This is a genomic window from uncultured Clostridium sp. (assembly GCF_934754925.1).
Taxonomy (GTDB): domain Bacteria; phylum Bacillota; class Clostridia; order Clostridiales; family Clostridiaceae; genus Clostridium.
The window spans coordinates 1-11,441 of the sequence record NZ_CAKVJA010000060.1; the positions used below are offsets into that span (position 1 = coordinate 1).

The following is an 11,441-nucleotide window of genomic DNA, read 5'->3' on the forward strand; positions in this document are numbered from 1 at the left end:
GAACAGGAAAGTTAAGCTCTACAGCGTCAATGGTACTGCACGGGGGACTGTGTGGGAGAGTAGAACGTTGCCAGGTAGAGTAAGGTACTTAGTTTATACTAAGTACCTTTTTTGTGCAATAAAATAATATAAAATGAATTAGAGATAGTCTCTACTGAGGAATATAAAAGACTATTATGTCTTTTCAGAAAAACTTATTAGAGATTAATGGAGAGTAAAAATTTATTTTTTAGAATGTATCAGCTATTTTAAAGTACTTAGTTTATGCTAGGTACTTTTTTTGTAATAAATAAGAAAAGACAAATATATAAAACCTTATTTAGAGAGGATAGATGAGCATCAAATTTTATAATTAAGCAGTTAAATAAAATTAAATAATATAATTAATTATTTATTGATACTACTAAATTTAAAAACTATATAAGTAATATAAAAGTTTTATAGACATATAATTGTATATGATGAAGTATTAAAGTTATACATTAAAGTAAAAAAAATACCCAAATATAGACAAGAAAATATACCCAAAAAGTTAAAACGACAAAATGCAACACAAATAATATAGTTATGAAAAAATGAAGCGAGGATTATTAGATTAAATGTCGGTTAAAAGGAGTTGAAGAGTATAAAAGCTTGATGATAGAATTATATAATAGAGAAACAATTTCTGTATTGGGAAAAATTACAATAGTATAAAGATTAGGGGGGATTTACATGAGAGGAGAAGCTGGAGTAGCAGTTAAGAAGAATAGTAAAAAAAAGACAATTGAAGATGTTAAATCACTAAATAAGAAGATAAATAGTAAAAGTTTAGATAATAAAAATGTTAAAAAGAAGGTAAAATGTGAATTAAATGTAGATAATATTTCTTTATTTCATGAAGGAAAGCACTATGAAGCATATGCCTTTATGGGAGCACATGTTGTTTCTGAAAAGAGAAAAAAAGGAGTTAGATTTACGACATGGGCACCTAGAGCAAAAAGTGTTTATGTTGTAGGTGATTTTTCTAATTTTGAAATAAAAGAAGATTATAAGATGGAAAAGGTATCAGATTTAGGATTATGGAGTATATTTATAGAGGGATTAGAACCAGGAGAAAAATATAAGTACTCAATAGAAACTATGCATGGTGAACATAAATATAAAGCAGACCCTTACGCTTTTGAATCTGAGAAGAGACCAAATACTGCATCAATAATTAGTGAAAATGTTAAATATAAATGGAATGATAGAAGTTGGATGATGAAAAGAAAAAGATTCAATATGTATGAAAGTCCAATTAATATCTATGAAATGCATTTAGGATCTTGGAAGACTAAAAATGGAGATTTTTTAACATATAAAGAAATTGCGAAAGAATTACCTAAGTACTTAGTAGACATGGGATATACTCATGTGGAAATATTACCAGTATTAGAACACCCATTAGATGCTTCTTGGGGATATCAAGGTGTAGGATATTATTCTGTAACTAGTAGATATGGAAATGCAAATGATTTTAAGCATTTAATCGATGAATTGCATAAGGTTGGAATAGGAGTAATATTAGACTGGGTTCCAAGTCATTTTTGTAAAGATGCACATGGATTATATATGTTTGATGGAACTCCAACTTATGAATATGAAGAAGAGTGGAAAAGAGATAATAAAGGATGGGGAACATTTAATTTTGATTTAGGAAGACCAGAGGTTAAGAGTTTCTTAATATCAAATCTTTTTTACTGGGTAAAGGAGTTCCATATAGATGGAGTTAGAAACGATGCAGTATCAAACATGTTGTATCTTGATTATGGAAGAAATGATGGAGAATGGATGCCTAATATCTATGGTGGAAATGGAAACTTAGAAGCGATACAGTTTATAAAGGATTATAATACTGCACTTCATGAAGAATTTCCTACTGTAATGACAATTGCTGAGGAATCTACATCATGGCCTAAAATATCTAAGCCTATTGAAGAAGATGGATTAGGTTTTAATTTTAAATGGAATATGGGATGGATGAATGACACTTTAAAATATATTAAAGAGGATCCAATAAATAGAAAGTATCATCATCATAAACTTACTTTTTCAATGGCATATCATTATTCAGAGAATTTCATATTATCTATATCACATGATGAAGTTGTACATGGAAAAGGTTCACTTGTAAATAAAATGTGGGGAGATTATTGGAATAAGTTTGCTGGAGTTAGAGTTTATTTAGCACATATGATGGGGCATCCAGGAAAAAAATTAATGTTTATGGGATCTGAGCTTGGTCAGTTTATAGAATGGCGTGAGTATGAGGAGTTACAATGGAATTTGATCGAAGATTATGATATGCATAAGAAGACTCAGCAATTCTTTAAAGATATGAACCATTACTACAAAGAAAATAAAGCCTTATGGGAGAGTGATTATAAGGCAGAAGGATATGAATGGATTGATGCAGATAATTGCGATGAAAGTATATATTCTTTCATAAGAAGGGATAGTCAAAGTGACGAATGTCTAATATTTATATGTAATTATACTCCTGTAGTTAGATATGATTTTAGAGTTGGTGTTCCAATGTTAGGAGAATATATACAAGATTTTAATACTGATAGTGAAATTTACGGAGGATCAGGTCAAGTAATGACTGAGAAGTTAGTAGCAGAAGAAATTGCTCATAACAATCAACCATATTCAATAAAAATTAAAGTTCCACCAATGGCAGCTATTATTTTAAGAGTAAATAATAAATCTAAATAGGGAGTGTGAATAGATGAAAGTATTGTTTGCGGCATCAGAAGCGCATCCATTTATTAAAACCGGGGGGTTAGGTGATGTAATGGGAGCATTACCTAAATCATTAATAAAATTGGGTGTAGATGTCAGGGTAGTAATACCAAAGTATAAAAATATAAAAGATGAATTTAAACAAAAATTACAGTTTATAAAGTGGTTTACAGTTCCTGTAGGCTGGAGAAATCAGTATTGTGGAGTTTTTCAATATCAATATAAGGGAGTAATATATTACTTTATAGATAATGAATACTACTTTAATAGAGATGGATTATATGGATATTTTGATGATGGAGAAAGATTTGCATTTTTTAATAGAGCTGTTTTAGAGTTTATTAAGCAAGTTGATTGGCAACCAGATTTAATTAACTGTAATGATTGGCAAACAGGAATGGTACCTGTATTACTTAATTTAGAATATAAAAAAGATTTATTTTATTCAAAAATAAAAACTGTATTTTCAATTCATAATTTATTGTTTAAAGGAAGTTTTTCACCTAAAGTATTACCAGAATTATTTGGTTATGACTATATGCCATTAGTTAATGGAAGTGTTGAGTTAGATGGTTCAGTAAGCTTTTTAAAGGGTGGATTAAATTATTGTGATCAAATCACAACAGTAAGTAATACTTATGCAGAAGAAATAAAAACACCACAATATGGTGAAGGATTAGATGGATTTCTTAGAAGTAAAAGCTATTATTTAATGGGAATAGTTAATGGAATAGATTATGAAGAGTTTAATCCACAAGATGATAAGTTTATATTTAAGAATTTTAGTATTAACTCTTTAGGCAATAAGCTTGAAAATAAATTAGCTTTACAAAGAGAGTTAGGATTGCCACAAAAGAAGGATACACCTATGATTGGTCTAATATCTAGATTGACTCATCAAAAGGGGTGTGACTTGATAGTTAATATGATAGATAGACTTCTTCAAAGAGATATACAAATTGTTATATTAGGAACAGGCGATTATTGGTATGAGGAAACATTTAAGAATTTACAATATAGATATCCAGATAAGGTTTCAGCTAATATCAAATTTGATAATGCTTTAGCACATAAAATATATGCTGCAACTGATATGTTCTTAATGCCATCATTATTTGAACCTTGTGGATTAGGTCAATTAATAGCATTAAGGTATGGATCAATTCCTATTGTAAGAGAAACAGGAGGACTAAAAGACACAATATCCCCTTATAACAAATACAATGGAGTAGGGAATGGATTTGGCTTTAAAAACTTTAATTCAAATGAATTAATGCAAATAATAGAATATGCATTAACAATCTACAACGATAAAAATGCTTGGAATAACATAATCAGACAAGCTATGAATTCAGATAATAGTTGGGAAAAATCAGCTATGCAATATAAGTGGTTATATGAAGGAGTAGTTAAGAGACCTTAATGGATCAAGCTATTAGGAGGTAGATATATGCTATCAATCGATAAGAATTCATTTAAACGAGATTATAACAATAAATTCGTTCAATTACATGGGAAGGAATTAAAAGAAGGAAGTAATCAACAAAAATACGAAGCATTGGGAAGTCTGGTTAGAGATTATGTAATTAGTACATGGATGGATACTAATAAAAGATATAACCAAACTGGAGAAAAACAAGTATACTATTTCTCAATGGAATTCTTATTAGGCAGACTATTAGGTGATTTTCTTTTGAACTTAGGAATAAGAGATATTTGTAAAGAAGCATTAAGTGAATTAGATATTGATTTAGAAGAAATTGAAAATCTAGAACATGATCAAGGCTTAGGTAATGGTGGCCTAGGTAGGTTAGCAGCTTGTTTTCTAGACTCTATGGCATCATTAAATATTGCTGGACATGGATGTGGAATAAGGTATAAATACGGATTTTTTGAACAAAAAATAGTTGACTGCCAACAAGTTGAAGCATCAGATAATTGGTTAAGAGAAGGTAATGTATGGGAAATAAAGAAACAAGATAAAGCTGAAATAGTTAAATTTGGGGGAACAATTGTTTCTGATTATGTAAATGATAAATTAACATTTACCCATGTTAACTATGAACCAGTTCTAGCAGTGCCATATGATACTCCTATAGTTGGATATGAAAATGAAGTAGTAAATACTCTAAGATTATGGAGTGCTGAACCTGTATCTAATGAGTTTGATTTTTCATCATTTAGTAGGGGAGATTTTTTAAAAGCAATATCTTATAAAAATTCAGTTGAAGCAATATCATTAGTTCTATATCCAGAAGATTCATTCTATGAAGGAAAAATGCTTAGGTTAAAACAACAGTATTTTTTTGTTTCTGCAGGAATACAAAGTATAGTAAGACATTATAAAAAGCACAACGGAGATATAAAATTACTAGATGAAAAGATAGCAATACACATTAATGATACGCATCCAACATTAGCAATTCCAGAGTTAATGAGAATATTACTTGACGAAGAAGGATTGTCTTGGGAGAATGCTTGGAGAATAACTCAAAATACAATTTCATATACTAATCATACAATTTTGGCTGAAGCATTAGAAAAATGGCCAGTTGATATGTTTAAGAGTTTACTACCAAGAATTTATATGATTATAGAAGAGATAAACAAGAGATATTGTGAAGAACTTTGGAATAAATATGTAGGCCAATGGGATAAAATATCAAGGATGGCTATAATAGGAGATGGTTATGTAAGAATGGCCAATTTAGCTATAGTAGGCAGCCATAGTGTTAACGGAGTTGCAAAACTTCATACCGAGATATTAAAGAAAAAAGAAATGTCTGATTTTTATTATTTATATCCTTCAAAATTTAATAATAAAACTAACGGTATAACTCATAGAAGATGGTTAATTAGGTCTAATCCCGATTTAACGAAGCTCTTATTAGATACCATTGGAGATAGTTTTATAAAGCATCCAACAGATTTAGAAAACTTCAAGAATTATCTTAATGATAGAAGTGTTTTAAAACGACTTGGAGAAATAAAAAAAGGTAATAAAGATAAGTTAGCAAAAGAAATTTATAAAAGTAAAGGAATAGTTATAGATACGAATTCGATTTTTGATGTTCAAATAAAAAGAATTCATGCTTATAAAAGACAGACTTTAAATTGTTTAAGAATAATGGACCTTTATAATAAACTAATTGATAATCCTAATTTGGACATAATACCAAGAACCTTTATTTTTGCTGGAAAAGCTGCACCAGGTTATTATTTAGCTAAAAATACAATTGAATTAATCTGTAGAGTTGCGGAGACTATAAACAATGATCCTAGAGTTAATCAGAAAATTAAAGTTGTAATGTTAGATAATTATCAAGTTTCATTAGCTGAGAAGATAATTCCAGCAACTGATTTAAGTGAACAAATTTCAACAACAACTAAAGAAGCTTCAGGAACATCTAATATGAAATTCATGATGAATGGAGCAATAACTATTGCAACATTAGATGGAGCAAATATTGAAATCAAAGATGAAGTTGGAGAAGATAATATTGTTATTTTTGGATTAAATGCTGAAGAGGTATTAAATTATCATAAAAATGGTGGTTATTCATCCTGGGATGTATGCAATAAAGATCCAAGATTGCAAAGAGTAACTAATGATTTAATAAATGGTAAGTATATTAGGGATAAGGATAGATTTAGAACTATATATGAGAATTTATTAACTTATAATGATGAATTCTTTGTATTAAAAGATTTTGATTCCTATTTAAAGGCACAAGAAAAGGTTAATGAATTATATATTGATAAGGAAAGATGGCAAAGAATGTGTGGGGTTAATATAGCACATTCAGGAATATTCTCATCTGATAGAACTATTAAAGAATATGCAACAGGCATTTGGGGTTCAACTGTAATATATAAAAATCTATAGGGGGAATGTGGAGTTGGATGATATACAAATTTTCCATGATTCTCACAATCTTGAATTAAGGAATCCTTTTGGTGCAGTTAGTATAGGAAATAAGGTGCGAATCAGATTATGGACAAGTAAAAGATGTTTAGCTTACATTAATTTAATAAATTTTTATAACAATCAGATAGAAATTCAAATGAACGAAATAGGATGGAATGATAGCGTAAATAATTGGATTTACGAAGTTGAAGTAGATACATCAAACAATATAGGGTTAATATATTACTATTTTAGAGTAAGTTATTATGGAAGAAATATTATTTATGGAAATAATATAGAGTCACTAGGTGGAATAGGTCAGATATACTTTAATGAACCAATAAGCTATCAGATAACCATATACTCCAAGAAAGATGTACCAAGTTGGTATAGAGAAGGAATAATATATCAAATTTTTGTAGATAGATTTTTTAATGGAGAAGAGGAAGGTAAAGTTCTAAATCCTAAAAAGAATACTTTTATATATGGAAATTGGGATGATAGTCCAATGTATATAAAAGATATGAGTGGAAATATAGTTAGATGGGATTTTTATGGTGGCAATCTTTTAGGTGTAAAAAAGAAATTGAAGTATATTAAATCACTAGGAGTAAGTGTTATATATTTTAACCCAATATTTGATTCTCCTAGCTGTCATAAATATGATACAGGTGATTACGAAAAAATAGATCCTATGTTTGGAGACGAAGAAATATTTAAAGATTTATGTAGAGAAGCAGAAAAATTAGGCATGAGAATTATATTAGATGGGGTTTTTAGTCATACAGGAAGTGACAGTAAATATTTTAATAAATTTGGGAATTATGATTCTTTAGGTGCCTATCAGTCTTTGCAGTCTCCATATTATAGGTGGTATAGATTTAATGATTATCCTAAGTTATATGAGACATGGTGGGGATTTTCTAATATGCCTAATGTAGATGAGCTTAATCCAAGTTATTTAGATTATATAATTAGAAATAAAAATTCTGTAATAGAAAAATGGCTAAAACTTGGTGCAGGCGGTTGGAGGTTAGATGTTGCCGATGAATTACCAGATGAATTTATTAAAATACTAAAAAAGAAACTTAAAGAAGTAAAATCAGATGGTGTATTAATTGGTGAAGTGTGGGAAGATGCATCTAATAAGGTTAGTTATAATAGAAAAAGAGAATATCTATTTGGGAATGAACTAGATTCAGTAACTAATTATCCTTTAAGACAAATAATTTTAGATTTGGTTAGAAACTATATAGGAAGCAAGTATTTTATAAGAAAATACTTATCATTAAAAGAAAACTACCCTAAAGAATATTTTTATTCAACTATGAATATGCTTGGTAATCATGATACTGAAAGAGTCTTAACTATGCTAAATAATAATGTTAATCTGCTAAAAGAAGCAGTAGTAATTCAGATGACATTACCAGGTGTCCCGTTAATATACTATGGAGATGAAGCCGGTTTGACTGGTGGAAAAGATCCTGATAATAGAAAATCATATCCTTGGGGAAAGGAAAATAAAGATATATTAGAATTCTATAAAAAAATATCAGCTATTAGAGTTGGAGAAGAAGCTTTAAAAAGTGGAGAAATAGAATTCTTGGAAAATAACAATGGTATATTAGGATACGAGAGAATTTTAAATAGTGATAGAATAATTATTGTAGTTAATATGATGGAAAAAGAAGAAAATATATTAATTGACAATATAGATGGAGATATTCTAGATTTACTAGATAAAGATAAAGAATATGTAGTAGAAAATAGAAAAATAAACATTTTAATAAAAGCACATGAGTTTATAATATTAAAGGTTTTATAAAAGAGTATGGCACTTTTATAACTTCAAAGTGCCTTACTTTTTAAAGTATAATTTCAAAAAAAATATAATAATGTAAATTTATTCAAAAGTTAAGAAAAAAACATAGATATAAAAATATATCTAGTTTTTATAAATAAATATGTACTATAAAAAGAACTTAGTTATAGCAAAATTACAAATTAACATAAATAAGAAAATGTAATTTAGTAAATACATTAATTGTATAGTATTAAGTTAGAGGGGATGGGGAAAATAGTGAGAAAAAAAGAAATGGTTGCTATGATATTAGCAGGAGGACAAGGATCAAGGTTAGGTGTTTTAACAAAAAAATTGGCTAAGCCAGCAGTACCTTATGGAGGAAAATATAGAATAATAGATTTCCCTTTAAGTAATTGCTCAAATTCAGGAATATATGCAGTTGGAGTATTAACTCAATATAAACCATTAGAGCTTAATGCACATATAGGAATAGGTAGTCCATGGGATTTGGATAGAAGAGATGGAGGAGTAAGTATATTACCTCCATATCAAGAAGAAAAGGGTGGAAATTGGTATAAGGGTACTGCAAATGCAATTTATCAAAATATTGAATTTGTGGATAGATATGATCCAGAGTATGTATTAATTTTATCAGGTGACCATATTTATAAAATGGATTATGATAAAATGCTTCAATTCCATAAGGAAAAAAATGCTGAAGCTACGATAGCAGTAATTGAAGTTCCTATGGAAGAGGCAGGTAGATTTGGAATAATGAATACTAATGATGATTTATCAATATATGAATTTGAAGAAAAGCCTGCTAATCCTAAGAGTAATATGGCTTCAATGGGAGTTTATATATTTAATTGGAAAATCTTAAGACAAGCATTAAAGGAAGATGAAAAAGATAAAGAATCTAGTAATGACTTTGGTAAGAACATAATTCCTAAAATGTTAAATGAGGGTAGAAGATTAGTAGCTTATCCATTCAAGGGATATTGGAAGGATGTTGGTACTATAAGCAGTCTTTGGGAAGCTAATATGGATTTATTAAAGAGAGAAAGTGGATTAAATTTATATGAAGATGATTGGAAGATATATTCTGTTAGTCCTGTAAGACCAGCACAATATATTGGAAAAGATGCAAATGTTAAAAACTCATTAGTAGTTGAAGGATGTACAGTACATGGAACAGTTGAGAATTCTGTATTATTTGAAGGAGTTTATATAGGTAAAAATACTGTAATAAAAGACTCTGTAATAATGACAGATGCTAAAATTGGAGATAATGTAGTAATTAATAAAGCTATTATCGGTGGAGAAGCAAAGATAAGAAAAGATTGTAAGATAGGTAATGGCGAGAAAATATCTGTTATAGCATCTAAAGAAGATGTTAAAAGTGGAACTGTAGTAGATGAAATGGAAGTATAGTATAGGGGGTAAAGGGAAAATATGAATAATTGTATTGGTATAATAAACTTAGATGAAAATGAACAAAAAACTACGGAGTTAACAAGACGCAGACCTTTAGCATCTTTACCTATAGCAGGTAGATATAGAGTTGTTGACTTTGTATTATCTAATATGACTAATTCAGGAATTGAAGCAATAGGAATATTTACAAAAAATAAATCAAGATCTCTAATGGATCATTTAACAAATGGTAGACCTTGGGATATTCACCGTAAGAAAGATGGGTTAAAGGTATTTAATTTTGGCGATATTGATCCTGTACATGATGATGTTCATAATTTCTTAGAAAATATAGACTATTTCGATCATAGTAAGAAAGAGTACACTTTAATTTGTTCATCATATATGATTTGCAATATAAATTATAATGAATTAATTAAATATCACATTGCGGAAGGTAATGATGTAACAACAGTATATAAAAATGTTAAACATGTAGAAGATAATTTTATTGATTGTCAAGTTTTAAACCTAGATGATAATAATAGAGTAATAGGTGTTGGAGAAAATGTAGGTTTAAAGAATAGTGCAAATATAAATATGGAAATGTATATAATGAAAACTGATCTTTTTATAGATATGATATATGAATGCATTAGAGGTGGAAGATATAAAAAGATAAAAAATTATATTAATGGAAATATAGATAAATTAAAAGTTGGAGGATATGAATTCAAGGGCTATTTAGCTTGCATTAACTCTATAGGAGCATACTACGATGCTAATATGGAATTTTTAAATGAAAAGGTAAATAAGGAATTATTCTACAATAACTTCCCTATATATACAAAACCAAAAGATGCATGCCCAACACAATATACTGAAACAAGTAGTGTAGTAAATTCTATTATTGCTAATGGTTCATATATTGAAGGAACAGTTAGAAATTGCGTTATAGGAAGAAATGTTTATATTGGAAAAGGAAGTGTAATTGAAAACTGTGTTATACTTCAGAATACTGTCATAGGTAATAATGTAACTATGAGTAACACAATTACAGATAAGGGAACATTAATTGATGATAATGAAGAGGTAAAGGGATTAGAAAATAATCCAGTTATTATTCCTAAGAAAAGAGTAGTTTAAAAAATAGTAATTAAGAATAAAAGAGAGTTAAAATAAATGTATATTTTAACTCTCTTTTTTACATAATAAATATATATAAGGAAAAAACTCAAATATATTTGATTGAATATTCAAATTAAATAAGTGAACGTATCCTTGTGTATCAATATAAGTATTATTAAGAAAATTTATGAAAAATAAAGTAAAAGAGAATTAATTTATGAATATAATAATAAAGTATTAGTTAATATGTTAATATGATGATATTATAAGTCTTGTCCAAAGGGACAACCGATAAGTCGAAAGACATAAAATTAAGTAAGTTAACAAAACAACAAAAATGTTGAAAAAAGTGTTGACAGAAAAACAGTTCGGTGATAAGATAAGGAAGTCGCTTCGGTGCGACAGAGTAAATGGTCTTTG

Annotated in this window: 6 protein-coding genes; all 6 read left to right on the plus strand. The window is 28.5% G+C overall.

The genetic code is table 11. The features are described 5' to 3' along the window. Positions 1–714 precede the first annotated feature (714 nt). The 6 genes from glgB (at position 715) to glgD (ending at position 11,039) form a co-directional block, all read left to right on the plus strand. A complete protein-coding gene (glgB, locus tag Q0G30_RS12955; RefSeq protein WP_294390792.1) occupies positions 715–2,739 on the plus strand; it encodes a 1,4-alpha-glucan branching protein GlgB in 2,025 nt (674 codons plus the stop codon). Positions 2,740–2,752: 13 nt separating this feature from the next. Further along, a complete protein-coding gene (glgA, locus tag Q0G30_RS12960) occupies positions 2,753–4,189 on the plus strand; it encodes a glycogen synthase GlgA (protein WP_294390795.1) in 1,437 nt (478 codons plus the stop codon). A 27-nt stretch (positions 4,190–4,216) separates the two neighbouring features. Then, positions 4,217–6,652: a glycogen/starch/alpha-glucan phosphorylase gene (locus Q0G30_RS12965; protein WP_294390798.1), complete on the plus strand. Its 2,436-nt coding sequence runs from the start codon at positions 4,217–4,219 to the stop codon at positions 6,650–6,652. Between the two features lie 7 nt (positions 6,653–6,659). Further along, positions 6,660–8,498 carry a glycoside hydrolase family 13 protein gene (locus Q0G30_RS12970; RefSeq protein WP_294390801.1) on the plus strand — a complete coding sequence of 613 codons (1,839 nt, stop codon included), beginning with the start codon at positions 6,660–6,662 and terminating at the stop codon, positions 8,496–8,498. 255 nt (positions 8,499–8,753) lie between these two features. Continuing rightward, positions 8,754–9,911, plus strand: coding sequence for a glucose-1-phosphate adenylyltransferase (locus Q0G30_RS12975; RefSeq protein WP_294390805.1), 1,158 nt, complete (start codon positions 8,754–8,756; stop codon positions 9,909–9,911). 21 nt (positions 9,912–9,932) lie between these two features. Further along, entirely contained in the window at positions 9,933–11,039 is a 1,107-nt protein-coding gene (gene glgD, locus Q0G30_RS12980; RefSeq protein WP_294390808.1) for a glucose-1-phosphate adenylyltransferase subunit GlgD, read from the plus strand. Positions 11,040–11,441 lie beyond the last annotated feature (402 nt).

Excerpts from the sequence above, each read along its gene's own strand:
- glgD (WP_294390808.1), top strand. The coding sequence starts at position 9,933 with ATGAATAATTGTATTGGTATAATAAACTTAGATGAAAATGAACAAAAA.
- glgA (WP_294390795.1), top strand. The coding sequence starts at position 2,753 with ATGAAAGTATTGTTTGCGGCATCAGAAGCGCATCCATTTATTAAAACC.
- glgB (WP_294390792.1), top strand. The coding sequence starts at position 715 with ATGAGAGGAGAAGCTGGAGTAGCAGTTAAGAAGAATAGTAAAAAAAAG.
- Q0G30_RS12965 (WP_294390798.1), top strand. The coding sequence starts at position 4,217 with ATGCTATCAATCGATAAGAATTCATTTAAACGAGATTATAACAATAAA.